This is a genomic window from Streptacidiphilus alkalitolerans, from assembly GCF_042511045.1.
Lineage (GTDB): Bacteria > Actinomycetota > Actinomycetes > Streptomycetales > Streptomycetaceae > Streptacidiphilus > Streptacidiphilus alkalitolerans.
Genome location: NZ_JBHEZX010000009.1, coordinates 82110 through 98489, shown reverse-complemented (window position 1 = coordinate 98489; position 16380 = coordinate 82110). Strand labels below are relative to the sequence as shown.

16 protein-coding genes are annotated in these 16380 nt (G+C 71.6%); 8 read left to right on the top strand and 8 right to left on the bottom strand.

Annotation, left to right across the window (positions count from 1 at the left end):
• Positions 1-840 (top strand): metallophosphoesterase family protein, encoded by an 840-nt coding sequence (locus ACEZDG_RS21520; RefSeq protein WP_380512053.1) that lies wholly within the window; start codon positions 1-3, stop codon positions 838-840.
• Positions 841-948: 108 nt separating this feature from the next.
• Positions 949-1776: an SDR family NAD(P)-dependent oxidoreductase gene (locus ACEZDG_RS21515; protein WP_380512051.1), complete on the top strand. Its 828-nt coding sequence runs from the start codon at positions 949-951 to the stop codon at positions 1774-1776.
• A gap of 27 nt (positions 1777-1803) precedes the next feature.
• On the opposite strand, the gene ACEZDG_RS21510 is transcribed toward ACEZDG_RS21515, so the two are convergent.
• On the bottom strand, positions 1804-2706 hold the full coding sequence (locus ACEZDG_RS21510; RefSeq protein WP_380512049.1) for a LysR family transcriptional regulator: 903 nt from the start codon (positions 2704-2706) through the stop codon (positions 1804-1806).
• A 116-nt stretch (positions 2707-2822) separates the two neighbouring features.
• Between ACEZDG_RS21510 and ACEZDG_RS21505 the strand changes: the two genes are divergently transcribed.
• The 4 genes from ACEZDG_RS21505 (at position 2823) to ACEZDG_RS21490 (ending at position 6661) form a co-directional block, all read left to right on the top strand.
• Positions 2823-3761 carry a family 2A encapsulin nanocompartment shell protein gene (locus ACEZDG_RS21505; protein ID WP_380512047.1) on the top strand — a complete coding sequence of 313 codons (939 nt, stop codon included), beginning with the start codon at positions 2823-2825 and terminating at the stop codon, positions 3759-3761.
• Positions 3736-5634: a family 2A encapsulin nanocompartment cargo protein cysteine desulfurase gene (locus tag ACEZDG_RS21500; RefSeq protein WP_380512045.1), complete on the top strand. Its 1899-nt coding sequence runs from the start codon at positions 3736-3738 to the stop codon at positions 5632-5634. Before ACEZDG_RS21505 ends, ACEZDG_RS21500 begins: the two co-directional genes overlap by 26 nt.
• Before the next feature lie 107 nt (positions 5635-5741).
• Complete coding sequence (locus ACEZDG_RS21495; protein ID WP_380512043.1) at positions 5742-6269, top strand: GNAT family N-acetyltransferase; 528 nt, start codon at positions 5742-5744, stop codon at positions 6267-6269.
• Between the two features lie 14 nt (positions 6270-6283).
• Complete coding sequence (locus ACEZDG_RS21490) at positions 6284-6661, top strand: VOC family protein (protein ID WP_380512041.1); 378 nt, start codon at positions 6284-6286, stop codon at positions 6659-6661.
• 38 nt (positions 6662-6699) lie between these two features.
• Here the strand turns inward: ACEZDG_RS21490 and ACEZDG_RS21485 are convergent, their stop codons facing one another.
• Positions 6700-7107, bottom strand: coding sequence for a nuclear transport factor 2 family protein (locus tag ACEZDG_RS21485; protein WP_380512040.1), 408 nt, complete (start codon positions 7105-7107; stop codon positions 6700-6702).
• 131 nt (positions 7108-7238) lie between these two features.
• The gene (locus ACEZDG_RS21480) at positions 7239-8003 is read right to left on the bottom strand and encodes an SDR family oxidoreductase (protein ID WP_380512038.1); all 765 of its coding nucleotides are present in this window, start codon (positions 8001-8003) and stop codon (positions 7239-7241) included.
• A gap of 199 nt (positions 8004-8202) precedes the next feature.
• Between ACEZDG_RS21480 and ACEZDG_RS21475 the strand changes: the two genes are divergently transcribed.
• Positions 8203-9039, top strand: coding sequence for a helix-turn-helix domain-containing protein (locus ACEZDG_RS21475; protein WP_380512037.1), 837 nt, complete (start codon positions 8203-8205; stop codon positions 9037-9039).
• Between the two features lie 4 nt (positions 9040-9043).
• On the opposite strand, the gene ACEZDG_RS21470 is transcribed toward ACEZDG_RS21475, so the two are convergent.
• Positions 9044-10492, bottom strand: coding sequence for a DHA2 family efflux MFS transporter permease subunit (locus ACEZDG_RS21470; protein WP_380512035.1), 1449 nt, complete (start codon positions 10490-10492; stop codon positions 9044-9046).
• A 52-nt stretch (positions 10493-10544) separates the two neighbouring features.
• On the opposite strand from ACEZDG_RS21470, the gene ACEZDG_RS21465 reads away from it, so the two are divergent.
• Complete coding sequence (locus ACEZDG_RS21465; protein WP_380512033.1) at positions 10545-11273, top strand: TetR/AcrR family transcriptional regulator; 729 nt, start codon at positions 10545-10547, stop codon at positions 11271-11273.
• Positions 11274-11283: 10 nt separating this feature from the next.
• On the opposite strand, the gene ACEZDG_RS21460 is transcribed toward ACEZDG_RS21465, so the two are convergent.
• The 4 genes from ACEZDG_RS21460 to efeU all read right to left on the bottom strand — a co-directional run bounded on the left by ACEZDG_RS21460 (position 11284) and on the right by efeU (position 16286).
• Positions 11284-11838 (bottom strand): dihydrofolate reductase family protein, encoded by a 555-nt coding sequence (locus ACEZDG_RS21460; RefSeq protein WP_380512031.1) that lies wholly within the window; start codon positions 11836-11838, stop codon positions 11284-11286.
• Positions 11839-11927: 89 nt separating this feature from the next.
• The gene (locus tag ACEZDG_RS21455) at positions 11928-12944 is read right to left on the bottom strand and encodes a sigma-70 family RNA polymerase sigma factor (RefSeq protein ID WP_380512029.1); all 1017 of its coding nucleotides are present in this window, start codon (positions 12942-12944) and stop codon (positions 11928-11930) included.
• A complete protein-coding gene (gene efeB / locus ACEZDG_RS21450; RefSeq protein WP_380512027.1) occupies positions 12889-14199 on the bottom strand; it encodes an iron uptake transporter deferrochelatase/peroxidase subunit in 1311 nt (436 codons plus the stop codon). The genes ACEZDG_RS21455 and efeB overlap by 56 nt, the downstream gene beginning before the upstream one ends.
• Positions 14199-16286 carry an iron uptake transporter permease EfeU gene (gene efeU / locus ACEZDG_RS21445; RefSeq protein ID WP_380512026.1) on the bottom strand — a complete coding sequence of 696 codons (2088 nt, stop codon included), beginning with the start codon at positions 16284-16286 and terminating at the stop codon, positions 14199-14201. Before efeU ends, efeB begins: the two co-directional genes overlap by 1 nt.
• Between the last annotated feature and the right edge of the window lie 94 nt (positions 16287-16380).

Genomic DNA, 16380 nt, shown 5'->3' with positions numbered 1-16380 from the left:
ATGACCCGGCCCCGGCTGCTCGCCGTCAGCGACCTGCACACCGCCCACCAGGAGAACCGCGACCTGGTCGCGACACTGCGCCCCGGCACGGACGCCGACTGGCTGATCGTCGCCGGTGACGTGGCGGAGCGCTTCGAGGACGTGGCGTGGGCGCTGACCCTGCTCGCCGAGCGCTTCTCGAAGGTGGTCTGGGCGCCGGGCAACCACGAGTTGTGGACGCACCCGTCCGACCCGGTCGACCTGCGCGGCGAGAAGCGCTACCTGGGCCTGGTCGAATTGTGCCGGAGCCTGGGCATCAGCACGCCCGAGGACCCCTACCCGCTGTGGGCCGGCCCGGGCGGCCCGGTCGTGGTCGCGCCGCTGCTGGTGCTCTACGACTACTCCTTCCACGCTCCCGGGGCGACGTCCGCGGAGGAGTCGCTGCGGATCGCCCACGACGCCGGGATCGTCTGCACCGACGAGTACTTCCTGCACCCGGACCCGTATCCGAGCCGGGACGCCTGGTGCCGCGCCCGGGTCGCCCTCACCGAGCGGCGGCTGGCCGCGATCGACCCCGCGTACCGGACCGTCCTGGTGAACCACTTCCCGCTGGTCCGCGAGCCCACCAGGATCCTGCGCCACCAGGAGTTCGCCCAGTGGTGCGGCAGCGACCTCACCGCCGACTGGCACCTGCGCTTCCGCGCCGCCGCGGTGGTCTACGGCCATCTGCACATCCCCCGGACGACCTGGTACGACGGGGTGCGCTTCGAGGAGGTCTCGATCGGCTATCCGCGCGAGTGGAAGCCGCGCCCGCCCAGGGAGCCGCTCCGCGAGATCCTGCCGGGGCCGGCAGTCGGGTGACCGAGTACCGGTGACCGAGTACCGCTGACGGGCTGCCTTGCCGGACGATATACTTTGATTGATAAAACTAGTTGTATCTCACTCCCGCACCGGATCGACGGGGAACCCATGTCCACAGCAGTGATCACCGGCGGGACGGACGGCATCGGCCGCGCCCTCGCCGACAGCTACCTCCAGCGCGGCCACCACGTACTGGTCGTGGGCACCAGCCCCGAGAAGGGCAGCGCCTTCCTGGCCGCCGCCGCCCGGAGCGGGGCGGGTGACCGGGCGCGGTTCCTCCGGGCCGACCTGAGCCTGGTCGCGGAGAACCGGCGCACCATCGACCTGATCACCGAGACGTATCCGGCGGTCGACGTGCTGGTCCTCGGGGCCCGCTACCACCGTTCGACCCGGGTGGAGACCCCGGACGGGTTCGAGAGCAACTTCGCGCTCTACTACCTCAGCCGCTTCCTGCTCAGCCACGGGCTGGTCGGCCACCTCCGCCGCGCCGAGCGCGCGACCGTGCTCAACTTCGGCGGCGCGGGCCTCACCGGCCCGGTCCGCTGGGACGACCTGCAGCTGCGCCGGAACTACCCCGGCACCGGCGCCCTCGGCCACGGCGGAGCGCTCTGCGACCTGCTCGGCGTCCACTTCACCAGGTCCTACCCCGACGCCCCGGTCAGCTATGTGCTCAACCATCCCGGGGTGGTCGCCACCAGCTTCGCGGGCGAGTACGACCGTGCCACGGCGGCCCACGTCGACCGGCTGCGGACGTCGGGCAAGCCGGCCTCCCAGGCCGTCGCGCAGATCCTGCCCTTCCTGGACGCGCCGCCCGCGCGGCTCACCGCCGTGCTGGAGGGCAGGCAGGTCCCCACCGACACCCGCGCGTTCGACCCCGGGGACGCCGCGCGCCTGCACGCGATCACCGAGAAGCTGCTGGCCGACCTGCCGCGCTGACCGTGGCGCACCAGTCGTGATCCGCCGTCAGCTCGGCCAGTTCGGTTCGGTCACCGTCGCGCTGAGCGCGTCGAGCAGCACCTGGGCGGGCTGGGAGGCGGGCGGCTTCCCGTACACGGCGGCCACGACCTGTCGGCGCATGCCGACGATCCGGTCGAGCCTGACCCCCGGGTGGCGGTTGGCGACCAGGGTCAGCCCGGGCAGCAGGCTCACCCCGAGCCCGGCCGCGACCAGCGCCTGCACGGCGACGTAGTCGTCGGTCTCGAACTCGACGATCGGTGCGAACCCGGCCCGTCCGCAGGCCGCGACCAGATGCTCGCGGCAGCGCTCGCAGCCGGCTATCCAGCGGGTCTCGGCGTAGGTGGCCAGCTCCGCCCGGGGACCGTCCCAGGAGCGCTCGGCGGGGGTGACCACGTACAACGGTTCGTCAAGAAGCGGGATCATGGTGGTGTCGCGGCGGTCGCGCTGGGGCGGATCGCCGTGCTCGAAGATCAGCGCCACGTCGACGTCGTTGTTGCGCAGCGCGCTCAGCGCGTCCGGCGGTTCGGCCTCGACCAGGGTCAGTTCGATGCCGGGGAACTGGGCGGAGATCCGGGCGGCAGCGAGCGGCACCAGGGTGGCCAGCGCCGAGGGGAAGGCGGCCAGGCGGACCCGGCCGGTGCGCAGCCCGGCCAGCTCGTCCAGTTCGGCGTGCACCGACTCGACCTGGGCGAGGATCGACTCGGCGCGGTCCACCAGCAATCGGCCCGCCTCGGTGAGCCGGATGCCGCGCCCCATCCGCTGCAGCAGCGGCACCCCGACCTCGGCCTCGAGCTTGGCGAGCTGATGGCTCACCGACGGCTGGGCATAGTGCAGCGCCTCGGCAGCCGCCGTGACCGAGCCCTCGCGGGCGACAGCCACCAGCACACGCAGTCGACTCAAGTCGATCATTCGCAAATCATAGCCCGCGTCGATGACAGGCTCGAAAACACGCATTGGACCGTTACCGGGGTCGCTGCGAGGGTGGTGCGAGAGTTGGCGCGAGAAGTTTCGGAAGGAGACGTTGTATGACCACAGCTGCAAATCCACCGTCACGATCGATGTCGGTGAGCGACAGCGCGGCGCGGACACTGGCGAACGCCACCAAGACCGTTCCACAGATGGCCTCCATCACGCCTCGCTGGCTGGTGCACCTGATGTCCTGGGTTCCGGTCGAGGCCGGCATCTACCGGGTGAACAAGGTCGTCCATCCCGAGTCGGTGCGCATCCAGTGCGACAACTACGACGAGTCGCCGCTGCCCGACACCTTCGTCGACTACTCGCAGGAACCCAGGGAGTACCGGCTCAAGGCCGTCCAGACGGTCCTTGACCTGCACACCCGGATCGCCGACCTGTACTCCAGCCCGCACAACCAGACGGCCCAGCAGTTGCGGCTGACCATCGAGGCGGTGAAGGAGCATCAGGAGGGCGAGCTGATCAACAGCCCGGATTACGGGATGCTGGCCAGCTGCGCGGACACCCAGCGGATCCCCACGCTGGCGGGACCGCCCACGCCGGACGACCTGGACGCCCTCATCACCAAGGTGTGGAAGCAGCCGGCCTTCTTCCTCACCCACCCGGAAGGCATCGCCGCGTTCGGCAGGGAGTGCACCCGTCGGGGCGTGCCGCCGGCGACGGTGAGCATGTTCGGCTCGCAGTTCCTGACCTGGCGCGGCCTGCCGATCATCCCCTCGGACAAGGTCCCGCTGGAGAACGGCAGGACGAAGTTCCTGCTGCTGCGCACCGGCGAGTCGCGCCAGGGCGTGGTCGGACTGTTCCAGCCCGGGCTCTCCGGCGAGCAGGGAATGGGGCTGTCGGTCCGCTTCATGCAGATCGACCGCAGTGCCATCGCCTCCTACCTGATCTCCCTGTACTGCTCGCTGGCGGTGCTCACCGAGGACGCGCTCGCCGTGCTCGACGACGTCGAGGTGGACAAATTCCATGACTACGCCCCCAACTACCGGTAACGAGGCCGCCCCGCCGGCGTGGCTGCCGGACGAGGCGACGCTGAGCCGGATGGCCGGGGAGTTCTTCCGAGCACTGCCCGGCCAGTCGACGGACAGTCAGGGCCCGGGCCAGGTCCCGGTCGGTGACGGCCCGTCGGAATGGCCGACGCCGACCGGCCTGCCGTCCGCGGACCCGCCTCCCCCGGCGCCGACCGCCGGGATGAGCCCGCCGTCCGGGCCGCCCCCGACCAGCGCCGCGGCCGGCTACGCGGCCAGCGCGCCCGGCGTCGCCGGCTACGCCCCGGAGCTGCCGGCCCTGCCGGCGGCACCAGCGGCACCGCCCTTGCCAACGGCGCCCTTGCCAACGGCGCCGGGGCCGATGTCGCCACCGGCGCCTGCGCCTTCGGCGGCACCGTCCTCGGGTTCGGGCTCCGGGCTGTTCTACTTCCTCAACGAGGCGCCCGGTTTCCCGGCGGAGCCGCCGGAGCTTCCCGGCTTCGGGCACCTCGGGCTGCCGCCGCTGCCCGACCCCGGCTCGCCCACCGCCACGGCCGCGCCGTACTACTTCGTCCAGGAGCCCGCCCCGTCCGTTCCGTCCGTTCCGTCCGGCGCACCCGACGCGCCCGGCACGCCCGGCGGGACGTTCGCGGGCCTGCCGCTCGACCCGCACCCGGCCTTCGACGTGCGGGCCGTGCGCCGGGACTTCCCGATCCTGTCCGAGCTGGTCAACGGCCGTCCGCTGATCTGGTTGGACAACGCCGCGACCACGCAGAAGCCGCGCGCGGTGATCGACCGGCTGGTGGAGTTCTACTCACGGGAGAACTCCAACATCCACCGGGCGGCGCACGAACTCGCCGCCCGGGCGACGGACGCCTACGAGGGCGCCCGACGCACCGTCGCCCGGTTCATCGGGGCGGGCTCCGCCGAGGAGATCGTGTTCGTCCGCGGCACCACCGAGGCGATCAACCTGGTGGCCAAGTCCTGGGGCCCCAAGCACCTGCGCGCGGGCGACGAGATCGTCCTCTCCCACCTGGAGCACCACGCCAACATCGTGCCCTGGCAGATGCTGGCGCAGCAGACCGGCGCGGTGATCAAGGTGATCCCGGTCGACGACTCCGGCCAACTGCTGCTCGACGAGTACACCTCGCTGCTGTCCGACCGCACCAAGCTGGTCTCGGTCACCCAGATGTCCAACGCGCTCGGCACCGTCGTGCCGGTCGAGCAGGTCATCGAGATCGGGCACCGGGCCGGGGCGCGCGTCCTGGTCGACGCGGCGCAGTCGGTCCCGCACCTGCCGATCGACGTCACGGCGCTGGACGCGGACTTCCTGGTCTTCTCCGGGCACAAGCTGTTCGGCCCCACCGGGATCGGGGTGCTCTACGCCAAGCGCGAGGTCCTGGAGGACATGCCGCCGTGGGAGGGCGGCGGCAACATGATCACCGACGTCACCTTCGAACGGTCCAGCTTCCAGCCGCCGCCGGGCCGCTTCGAGGCCGGCACCGGCAACATCGCCGACGCGGTGGGGCTGGCCGCAGCCATCGACTACGTCGAGCGCCTCGGCCTGCCGAACATCGCCGCCTACGAGCACACCCTGCTGGAGCACGCCACCGAGGGCCTGCGCGGTGTGCCGGGGCTCCGCCTGGTCGGCACGGCCCCGCACAAGGCGAGCATCGCCTCCTTCGTCCTGGCCGGCTACGAGCCGGCCGAGGTCGGCACCGCCCTCAACGAGGAAGGCATCGCCGTCCGTTCGGGCCACCACTGCGCCCAGCCGATCCTGCGCCGCTACGGCCTGGAGGCCACCGTCCGCCCCTCGTTCGCCTTCTACAACACCCACGAGGAGGTCGACACCCTGGTCGCGGCAGTCCACCGCCTGGCCGCCCACCGCCCCCGCTAGGTCGGGGCCGCCGCCTGCGTATATCCGTTGAGGACGGTGTGCGAACCGTGCTACCACTTGCGGGTTCGTGCAACACCGTCATCAGCTCCTGGAAGGAATCCGCCGGCATGGTGCTCGGAAAACTGGTCAGGCTGCGGCCGATGGACGCGTCCGACGCCGACGCGCTGTGGCGCTGGAACCACGACCCCGAGGTGATGCGCTGGATGCAGGACGGCTACGCCCAGCCGCTGGCCCAGGTCAGGAAGCGGATGGAGGAGCGTCCGCGGAACTCCTACAGCGACCTGCTGCTCGGGATCGAGGTCCTGGCCGACAACCAGCTCATCGGCCTGGTCCGGCTCGGCAACGCCGAGCCGGAGACCGGGTGCGCCGAACTCGACATCTACCTCGGCGAGAAGGAGTACTGGGGACGCGGCTTCGCCACCGACGCGATGCGCACCGTCTGCCGCTACGGATTTGAGAAGATGCGGCTGCACAAGATCTCGCTGACGGTCGTCACCGAGAACCACGCCGCCCACCACATCTACCAGAAGGTCGGATTCGTCGACGAAGGCAGACTGCGCAAGGTCTTCCGACGCGACGGCCAGTGGTACGACATGTTCACCATGGGCCTGTTGGAGGGCGAACTACAGGACTGAGGGAGACTACCGCGATGAGATCGCGAACCGGCGGCATGTGGTGGGGAACGACGATCGAGGCGCCGGACCCCAGCGCCCTGGCGGCGTTCTACGCCGAACTCCTCGGATGGCCCATCGTCCAGGACGGGCCCGGGACGGCCGTCGTCGCCGCCTCCCCGCAGGGCCCGTTCTTCGTCTTCCAGCAGGCGGACGGCTATCGGTCCCCGGTGTGGCCTCCGGCCGAAGGGCAGCAGCGCCCGATGATGCACTTCGACTTCCAGGTCGGCGATCTGGACGCGTCCGTCGCCGAGGCGGTCGCCCTGGGCGCGACCGTGGCGGAGTTCCAACCGCAGCAGAACGTCCGCGTGCTGTTCGACCCCGCAGGACACCCCTTCTGCCTCTGCTTCGACTGACGTCGTCCACCTCGAATGACCGTCGGACAGGCCGTTGTTCACGCCCCTGCCGCAGCCGCCCCCGCCGCCTCGGCCTCGATCTGCGCGAACTGCGCGCCCATCGCCTCGGCCAGGGCGTGGGCTGCGGAGAGCGGGCGGACCATGACGGTGAACTCGTCGATCAGGCCGTCGTCGTCGAAGTGCAGGAAGTCGCAGCCGTGCACCTCACGACCGTTCACGGTCGCCCGGAAGACGAAGGCGTGGTCACGGCCGTCCGGTTCGCCGATCTCGCGGACGTAGCGGAAGTCCTCGAAGACCCGCAGCACGCCGCGGAGTATCGCCGCGGTGATCGCCTTGCCCGGGTAGGGCTTGTGGGCGACGGGGCTGGAGAACACCACGTCCTCGGCAAGCAGCGCTTCCAGGGCCTGGGTGTCGCGCGCCTCCACGGCATCGCGGAACGGGTGCATGCTCAGTCCTCACTCGACCGGTTGATCCGACACCCCGGATCATAGGCCGGACCGGGCGAAAACCATACCCATAGGTAACTTGCACCGAGGACACGGGCCGCATCAGCGGCTGAACCGCGGGGGCGCGGTCCTCACTGCCGGCTCGGCAGCATCGCCAGGCCCTGCGACCGCTGCGCGACCAACTCGGCGTAGGTGCCGTCGCGTTCGGCCCAGCGGTGCATCAGCACGCCCCGCACCAGGATCTCGTGCGGGGTGGGCTCGGTCCGGAGCAGGTCCATCACCTCGGTGGCGAAGTCGGCCAGGGCGAGCGCGCGGGGGTTGATCCGCGCGTGCTCCGGCGTGGTGGCGACGGCCGGCGGGACGAGTTCGGCGACCTCGACGCCGGTACCGGCCAGTTGCACCCGCAACGCCTCGGAGTAGGCGTGCACGCCGGCCTTGGAGGCGGCGTAGCTGGGCATCGCCGGGAAGGGCAGGAACCCGATGCCCGAGGTGACCGTGATGACGGTCCCGGCGCCGCGGGCGATCAGGTGCGGGGTGAAAGCGTCGATCACCCGGATGGTGCCCAGGAGGTTGGTGTCGATCGTCCGCTCCGCGTCGCCGAAGTGCGCGGGGTCGCGGAGGTCCTCGGGGATCATGACCCCGGACATCGTCACGATCGTGTCCAGGTCCGGATGCGCCAGCAGGACCGCGTCACGGGCGCGGTCGACGCTGTCCTGGTCGGTCACGTCGATGCGGACGGCGGTGGCGAACCCCTCGGCGGCGATCCGGTCGAGCAGGTCGGCGCGCCGGCCGCCGACGATGACGGTGCTGCCGGCCTCCGCGAAGCGCCGTGCAAGTTCGAGGCCGATTCCCGAGGTGGCTCCGACCAGGAGGACGGTGCGGTTGCTGATGTCCATGGGTTGCTCCAGGCTCAGGGCGCGGGCAGCGGAAATCCTGCGGGCGCGGTCTTGGGAGGACTCCTTCGGTCCTGGCTCCACTCTTGGCCGGTTCCGCGGCCGGGAGGCAGTACCCCCGTCTTCCGTGGTCCTCGCAGGGCCCCCTTCAGGCCCCCTTCGGGCCTCCATCGCCGACGCGGCCGGCGCTACGCTGTTCACTATGAGTGACGACGATCGCGCCAATCCGCTCGGCGGCTATCTCCGTGCGCGACGGGCGCTGGTCACTCCGGAGCAGGCCGGGCTGGCAGCGGGGGCCAATCGCCGCGTTCCCGGGCTGCGCCGGGAGGAGGTGGCGCTGCTGGCCGGCATCAGCGCCGACTACTACCTGCGGTTGGAGCGCGGTCGCGACAAGAACCCCTCCGCGCAGGTGCTGGAGTCGCTGGCGCGGGTGCTGCGGCTGGACGAGGTCGAACAGGACTTCCTGCTCGGCCTGGCCGCCTCGCGCCCCCGGACGCAGCGGCGGCAGCGCAAGCCCGAACGTGTGCCGGCACGGTTGCACCAGTTGCTCGCGAGCGTGCAGGTCCCGGCGTTCGTGGAGGGGCGCGCGTTCGACGTGCTCGCCTCCAACCAGCTCGCGGTCGCGCTCTCGCCGCGCCTCCAGCCCGGGTACAACCGGCTGCGGTCGCTGCTCCTGGATCCCGAGGAGCAGGCGTTCCAGCAGGACTGGACCCGCTCCGCGGAGGGCTTCATCGCCGCCTTCAGGAAGTCCATCGGCGACGACATCGACAACCCGCGCTTCGTGGAGCTGGTGGGCGAGTTCTCCCTGTCCAGCGAGCGCTTCCGCACCCTCTGGGCCCGCCATGACATCCGCGGCCTGGACGGCGGCAGCACCACCGTGAACCATCCCGTCGTCGGCGAGTTGCAGCTGCACCGGGACAAGCTCCCGGTCGGTGGTCTCCTGCTGGTCCTCTACTACCCGGACCAGGGCAGCGAGAGCGACGAGAAGCTGCGGGTCCTCGCCTCGCTGGCCAGGACCGCCGGCCTGCCGAACAACTGAGGGATCAGCCCTCCGGCTGCTGGGCGTGCTTCGGCAGCAGCCGGACCAGGGCGAAGGCGATCAGGAACAGCAGTCCGGCCAGGCCGATGACGAGTTCGCCGGCGTGGTCGAAGGCCGCGGTCGTGCCGGTGCCGACCCGTGCGAAGAACACCGTGCCGAGGGCGGCGACGCCGAGGGCGCCGGAGAACTGCTGGACGGCGTTGAGCAGGCCGGCGCCGGTGCCGACCTCCTCGGCGGTGGCGGCGCCGAGGATGAAGTCGAAGATCGGGACGAAGACCAGGCCGGTGCCGAAGCCGATGAGCAGCAGTGAGGGGGCCAGCGCCGCGGAGCTGAGGCCGCCGCCCGAGTGGGCCAGGGTCCACCACAGGGCGAGCAGGCCGACCACGGCGACGGCGAGGCCGAGGTGCAGCGTGGCGCGGCCGAGCCGCTGGGTGAGCACGGCACCGGCCAGCGCCACCGCGACGGCGCTGCCGAGGGCCCAGGGGATCAGGGTGAGGCTGGTGTGCAGCGGGGTCCAGTGCAGGCCGAGCTGCAGCAGCAGGTTGAAGGCCAGCTGGAATCCGCTCAGTCCGGCGAAGAACGCGCCCACGATCGCCAGCCCGGCGACGAAGCTGCGTTTGCCGAACAGCGAGGGGGTGATCACCGGGTGGCTGCTGCGCCGCTCGGAGACCACAAACAGGGCCAGCGCGACGAGCGAACCGGCCATCGACAGGTAGGTCCACAGCGGCCAGCCGAGCTCGCGGCCCTGGACCAGCGGGATGATCAGCAGCGCCGAGGCCAGGGTGAGCAGGGCGACGCCGACCAGGTCGAGCCGGGCGGTGGCGTCCTCGCCGGTCCGGTGCGGCAGGAACCGCCAGGCCAGGGCCAGGGCGAACACCCCGGCCGGCACGTTGATCAGGAAGATCGCGCGCCACTGGCTGCCGAACAGGTCCAGGTGCAGCAGCCAGCCGGCCAGGATCGGCCCGGCCACGGTCGCCAGGCCCATCACCGGGCCGAACGGGATGAGCGCCTTGCGGAGCTGCTGCGGCGGGAAGACGACCTTCACCATGGCGAAGCCCTGCGGGATCATCACCGCGCCGCACAGGCCCTGCACCAGGCGGGCGCCGATCAGGAAGCCGACGCCGGGCGCCAGGCCGCAGGCGAGCGAGGCGAGGGTGAAGCCGGCCATGCCCAGCAGGAACAGCCGGCGGCGGCCGAGCAGGTCGCCGAGCCGGCCCGAGGTGATCAGGCCGATGGCGAAGGCCGCGGTGTAGGCGGTGAGCACCCATTGCAGGGTGGTCTCGCTGCCGCCGAGGTCGGCGCGGATCGAGGGTCCGGCGAGGTTGGCGATGGTCGAGTCGATCACGTCCATCACATCGGCGATGAACACCACCGCGAGGACCAGCCAGGCCCGGCGGAGTGGAAGCGCGGCGATGTCGCTCGGCGCTTCCAACGAACTTTGTTCTACAGTCACGAACTAAGTTCTACGTGACGAACAATGTTCGTGTCAAGGTAGGCTGAGCCCCATGACCGTTGATCCGGAACGTCGCCGCGCCGCCCGGCACGTCCAACCGACCAGCCCCCCGGCCCCGCAGCGGCGCCGGAAGCCGCCGATCACCGTGGCCAGGATCACCGACGCCGCGCTCCAGGTCGTCGCCACCCAGGGCTACGACGCGCTGACCATGCGCAGCGTGGCCGCCGTCCTCGACACCGGCCCCGCCTCGCTGTACGCGCATGTCGTCAACAAGGCCGACATCGACGAGCTGATCATCGGCCGGCTCTGCTCGCAGCTGGCCCTGCCCGCGCCCGACCCGGCGGCCTGGCGCGGGCAGATCCTCGACGTCTGCGCGCAGATCCGGGACCAGTACCTGCGGTACCCGGGCATCTCCCGCGCCGCGCTGGCGATGGTCGCCACCAACCTCGACGTGCTGCGGGTCAACGAGGGGATGCTGGCCATCCTGCTCGCCGGCGGCATCGAGCCGCAGACGGCGGCCTGGGCGATCGACGCCCTCTCGCTCTATGTCGCCGGCTACGCGCTGGAGACCTCGCTGGTCGCGCAGCGCCGCGGTCGGCAGGAGGACGACTGGGTGGTCGGCCGCGACGAACTGGTGCAGCGGTTCGCCGCGCTGCCCGACGACACCTTCCCGCAGACCAGGCGCTACGCGGCCGAGCTGACCTCCGGCACCGGGCACGAGCGCTTCGACTTCGCGCTCGGCCTGATCGTCGACAACCTCGCCCAGCGCCTGCCCGCGTGAGCCGCCCCGCCTACGGGCGCCGCCGGTAGCGGGTCAGGACGAGGGCGCCGGACCGCTCCGCGGTCAGGCACTCCAGGTCCGCGTGCGGGCCGTCGGCCGGGAAGAGCCGGCGGCCCGCGCCGACGACGGTGGGGAAGGTCAGCAGCCGGTACTCGTCGACCAGGTCCTCGGCCATCAGCTGGTGCACCACGCCCAGGCTGCCCATGACCACGACGTCGCGCTCCTCGCGCTTCACCGCGTCGATCAGATCCCCGTCCAGGGGGCGGGAGTTGGCCCAGGCGGAGGTGTCGGTCAGGGTACGGGTGGCGACCAGCTTCGGGACGGCGTTCATCCGCGCGGCGAACGGCCCCTCGCGGTGCGGCCAGAGCTGGGAGAACTGCTGCCAGGTCCCCCTGCCCTGCAGCAGGACCCCTTCCGCCAGGATGCCGTCGAGGCCGAACCTGTCGCCGTCGATCTCCTCGCGGCCGAACCGGAACATCCAGCCGCCCTGCGGCGTGCCCGCCGAGCCGTCGGGGTCGGACACGACCCCGTCCAGGGTGCTGAACGCGATGACGATGACGCTCATGGTGAGTCTCCTTCGGTGTGGTGTTCACCAGTACGTACCGGCGCCACCCACCGGACTCATCGCCGCCGGCGCAGCTTTTCGGAGGGAATTCAGCGAATCTGTCGAGGGAGGCCGAAGGGGTCGAGCAGCCGGGGGTCGGCGAACACCACGTTGTGGGTGATCCGGCCGCCGTGGACGGTGAAGACCTGCAGGCTGTGGAGCTGGAGCAGACCCTCGGCCGAGGGCGCGTACGCGGCCAGCGCGGGCTGGCCGTTGGCGCTGAGCTCCCGGGTGGCCCAGACCGGACCGCGCATCTCGAACACCCGGTCCATGAACCGGCCGTAGTCCTCGCGGCCCAGGTACCAGAGCGGGACCGGCGGCATCTCCAGGATCGCGTCCTCGGCCAACAGCCGGACCAGGGACGGGACATCGGCCGCCTCGAAGGCCCGGGCGTAGCGCTGCACCACCGCACGCGCCTCCGGATCGTCCGGCTCGGCGACCTCGGTGAGCCGGATCCGCTCCCCGGCGACCGCGCCCCGGGCCCGCTGCAGTGCGCTGTTGACCGCCGCGACCGTGGTCTCCAGCTGGTCCGCGACCTCCGCGGCGGTGAACCCGAGGACCTCGCGCAGCACCAGCACGGCCCGCTGCCGGGCCGGCAGCAGCTGCACCGCCGCCACCCAGGCGAGCCGCAGGTCGGCCCGCGCCTCCAGATCGAAGCGGGCGTCGGGGAACGGCCCCAGCCAGGGGATGTCCGGGGCCGGCACCAGTGGCACCCCGGTGTCCCGCCCCGGCGCGCCGAGCCCGGACGGCAGCGGACGGCGGGCCCGGCCCTCCAGCGCGGTCAGGCAGACATTGGTCGCGATCCGGTACAGCCAGGTGCGCACCGACGCCCGCGCCGGGTCGTACCGCTCCCGTGCCTTCCAGGCGCGCAGCAGCGACTCCTGCACCAGGTCCTCGGCGTCCTGGTAGGAGCCCAGCATCCGGTAGCAGTACGCCGTCAGTTCGCCGCGGTAGGGCTCGAAGTCCACCGGTCCATCATGCCGGACCCCTGACGGGCCTTCAGCCGAGCCCTCAGCCGGCCGCGGCGAGCAGTCCGCGTCCGAGCCAGTCGGCCTGATCGGCGGCACCGGGCAGGACGAAGAAGTAGCCGCCGCCGGTCGGCGAGATGTAGTCGACCAGGGGCTCGTCGATCAGCCGGGTCTGCACCGCCTCGAACTGGCGCTTGACGTCCTGCTGGTAGCAGCAGAAGGCCAGCCCCATGTCGAGGTTGCCGACCGCGTCGATGCCCCGGTCGTAGTTGAAGCCCCGGCGCAGGATCCGCGAGTCGTCGGTCTTCGCGGTACGCGGGTTGGCGATCCGGATGTGGGCGTCCAGCGGGATCGCGTTGCCCTGCGGGTCCTTGGCGTAGTCGGGGATGTCGGTCTCGTTGGCGCCGTCCAGGGGCGCGCCGGTGTCCTTGCGCCGTCCGAACATCAGCTCCTGCTCGGTGAGCGAGACCCGGTCCCAGAACTCCACCAGCATCCGGATGATGCGGATGACCTGGTAGCTGCCGCCGGTGGCCCAGGCCGGCTCGCCGCCGCCCGCGTCCACCCAGACCAGCCGGTCCATCTCCCGGGCGGACGTGGTGTCCGGGTTGGCGATGCCGTCCTTGAAGCCCAGCAGGTTGCGCTGGGCGCCGCTGGGGCGCGGGGTGTTCTGGAAGCCGTCGATCCGCCACTTGACCTGCATCTGGCCGCGGGTGTGCTTGGCGATGTCGCGCATCGCGTGCAGCACGGTGTCCTGGCGGTCGGCGCAGATCTGCAGCGACAGGTCGCCGTGGCACTCGGCGGCCCTGAGGTTGTCGTTGGGGAAGGTCCGCATCGGGGTCAGCCGACGCGGCTTCAGCGCGGCCAGGCCGTAGCGGGCGTCGAACAGCGAGGCGCCCACCCCCACGGTGACGGTGAGGTCGTCGGTGGGGACGACCGGTCCGAGGATGCCGTTGTCGGACGGCGGCGAGCCGACGCCCAGGTCGGGCGGGGTGCCGCCGGTGGTGAGGAAGCGGATCCGGTCGGTCAGGGTCCGCAGCAGCAGCTCCAGGCCGGCCCGGTCGGCGGCGATGACCTCGCAGGAGAGGAAGAGCGCGAAACCGGGGGCCGGGGTGGTGATCCCGGCCTGGTGCGGGCCGTGGAACGGGACCGCGCCGTTGCTCGGTGCGGCGGCCGACTCGGTGCTCGTGGCGGAGGCGGAGCCGCTGCCGAGGGTGAGCGCCCCGGTGGCCAGGGCGGCGCTCGCCGCGCCCGCGCCCAACGCCGACTTCACCACGGTGCGGCGCGAGGTGCCGTAGCCGAAGGGGCAGCTTCCCGTCGAGGGCTGGTGCTGAGCAGGCTGGTGCTGAGCAGTCATCAGGCGGACTTCCGGATCTCGAGCAGGTCGGGAATGGGGGCGAGGTCTTCCAGCAGTTGTCCGGTCGCGCCGTTGATGGCGGCCCGGGCGGCCGGGTCGAGTTGCTGCACCGGCGTCCAGACGGCGCCCTTGTGCGCGGCGTCGAGCAGGCCCGAGAGGCGGGTGACGTCGGCGTCCACGGCGGTCAGCAGAGTGGGGCTGCGCTGGGCGATCAGCGGACGCAGCACCGACAGCAGCTCCCTGGTGCCGGCCAGGTTGGCCCGGGCGGTGGCGAGGTTGCTGCCGCTGCCCTCGTCGGTGTCGCCGGTCAGCTCGAACTGGAGCGTGTTCTCCAGGATCTCGTGGGTGCGCAGCGGCAGGTCGGCCGGGTCGAAGTCCTGGGTCGGGAACGCCTTGCGCAGCCCGGCGACGTCCGCGGCCAGCCGGTCGCCGACGGGCGCCAGGGCCTGCGCGGACTGCCCGTGCCACAGGCCGTACTCCAGCCGGTGGAAACCGGTGAAGTCCTTGTCCTGGACCCCGCCCGGCAGCCCGTCCGCCCGGCCGTTGATGCTCTGGTCGAAGTCGGCGAAGGTGCCGTAGGCCGCGCCCAGCGAGGCGTACTGGAGGTGGGCGGTGAGCCAGTCGGCCCTGGCCGCGGCCAGGTCGCCGCGGTGCAGGTCGGCCTGCAGCCCGGCGGTCTCCGTGGCCAGGGTCGCCAGGCCCGCTTCGACGTAGGACTTGTAGGCCGCGAGCGGCGCGTCGAGGTCGGCGGCGGCGAGCGGAAGCACCGGCTTGACGGCCGCGCCGCCACCGCGCACCTGGACCGCGGCGGAGGTGACCGCGGTGCCGCCGGTGGGCACGCAGCGCCAGGCGTAGCTGCCGCTGCCGATGGTCGCGGTCAGGGTGCGGGTGGTGCCGGGGGCGAGGCCCTCGATCTCCCCGTAGACGGCGTTGCTGGCCGGGTCGATCAGATAGACCTCGGAGGTGGCCTTGCCGGTGTTGTGCATCTGGAAGGTCTGCTGGCCCGGCTTGGGCGCGGTGAAGCCCTTGCCGCAGGCGGTCGGGGAGACCGAGACGGTGGCCGTGGCGGTGGGCTTGCCGCCGCTGGACGCGATCACGGCGACGGCCACCACCGCCGGGACGGCCACGACCGCGGCCGGCACCAGCCAGCGCGGGCGGGGCCGCGCGGGGGCGGGCGTAGACTTGGGCGTGGACGTGGACCCGGTGGTGGGCTCAACGCTCGGCTCGGAACCCGGCTCAGCGCCCGGCTCGGCTGCGGGCGTCACCGCGGGCCTGGGGGTGCGCAGCCCGCGGACGAACAGGGTCATCACGATCGCCAGGTAGGCGACATAGGCGCTGATCTGAAGCCAGGTCATCTGGGTCATCAGATTGAACACGCCCTGCACCAGGGTGGCGTACCAGGAGTTGGCGTCGATGCTGCCGCTCAGGTCCACGGCGAAGCTCCCCGCACCGGGCAGCACGCCGCCCTCCTGGAGGTCGCGCAGGCCGTAGCCGAGCACCCCGGCGGCGATGACGATCAGTCCGGCGCCGGTCCAGCTGAAGAACCGGGTGAGGTTGATCGTCAGCACCCGCCGGTAGAGCGCCCAGCACAGCACCGTCGCCAGGACCAGGCCCACGGCCGCGCCGATCAGCGGACCGGTGGACTCACCGGCCGTCTGCGCGGTGGTCCAGATGAACAGCGCCGTCTCCAGGCCCTCGCGGCCGACGGCGAGGAAGCTGGTGGCGACCAGCATCCCGGCACCGACCGCGAGCGCCGCGTTGACCTTGTCGCGGATCTCACCGGAGAGGTTGCGGGCGTTGCGCCGCATCCAGAACACCATCGCGGTGACAAAGGCGACGGCGATGACGCTGAGCGTCCCACCGAAGGCTTCCTGCGCGGTGGCTGACAGGCTGTTGGCGGTGAAGGTGAGCACGGCGCCGAAGCTCAGCGAGAGGCCGATCGCGGCCAGCACCCCGGTCCACACCTGCGGCAGCCGGGCCTTCTGGTCCGAGCGGACCAGGGTGGCCACCAGGATGGAGACGACCAACCCGGCCTCCAGGCCTTCCCTGAGCCCGATGAGAAAGCTCGGGAATGCGTCGTCCCACATGGGTGATCCTCTTGTTCGACTCGCTCGCACGCTCGCTTAGCTTAGGCATACCTTATAGAGATCCGTAAACGGATGTCTACAACGGAGTAGACAG

Coding starts and splice junctions, on each gene's coding strand:
- ACEZDG_RS21485 (WP_380512040.1), bottom strand. CDS start 7,107: ATGCACCCGTTCCGCGATGCCGTGGAGGCGCGCGACACCCAGGCCCTG.
- ACEZDG_RS21480 (WP_380512038.1), bottom strand. CDS start 8,003: ATGGACATCAGCAACCGCACCGTCCTCCTGGTCGGAGCCACCTCGGGA.
- ACEZDG_RS21520 (WP_380512053.1), top strand. CDS start 1: ATGACCCGGCCCCGGCTGCTCGCCGTCAGCGACCTGCACACCGCCCAC.
- ACEZDG_RS21475 (WP_380512037.1), top strand. CDS start 8,203: ATGAGTGACGACGATCGCGCCAATCCGCTCGGCGGCTATCTCCGTGCG.
- ACEZDG_RS21500 (WP_380512045.1), top strand. CDS start 3,736: ATGACTACGCCCCCAACTACCGGTAACGAGGCCGCCCCGCCGGCGTGG.
- ACEZDG_RS21495 (WP_380512043.1), top strand. CDS start 5,742: ATGGTGCTCGGAAAACTGGTCAGGCTGCGGCCGATGGACGCGTCCGAC.
- ACEZDG_RS21490 (WP_380512041.1), top strand. CDS start 6,284: ATGAGATCGCGAACCGGCGGCATGTGGTGGGGAACGACGATCGAGGCG.
- ACEZDG_RS21515 (WP_380512051.1), top strand. CDS start 949: ATGTCCACAGCAGTGATCACCGGCGGGACGGACGGCATCGGCCGCGCC.
- efeB (WP_380512027.1), bottom strand. CDS start 14,199: ATGACTGCTCAGCACCAGCCTGCTCAGCACCAGCCCTCGACGGGAAGC.
- ACEZDG_RS21505 (WP_380512047.1), top strand. CDS start 2,823: ATGACCACAGCTGCAAATCCACCGTCACGATCGATGTCGGTGAGCGAC.
- ACEZDG_RS21510 (WP_380512049.1), bottom strand. CDS start 2,706: ATGATCGACTTGAGTCGACTGCGTGTGCTGGTGGCTGTCGCCCGCGAG.
- efeU (WP_380512026.1), bottom strand. CDS start 16,286: ATGTGGGACGACGCATTCCCGAGCTTTCTCATCGGGCTCAGGGAAGGC.
- ACEZDG_RS21460 (WP_380512031.1), bottom strand. CDS start 11,838: ATGAGCGTCATCGTCATCGCGTTCAGCACCCTGGACGGGGTCGTGTCC.
- ACEZDG_RS21465 (WP_380512033.1), top strand. CDS start 10,545: ATGACCGTTGATCCGGAACGTCGCCGCGCCGCCCGGCACGTCCAACCG.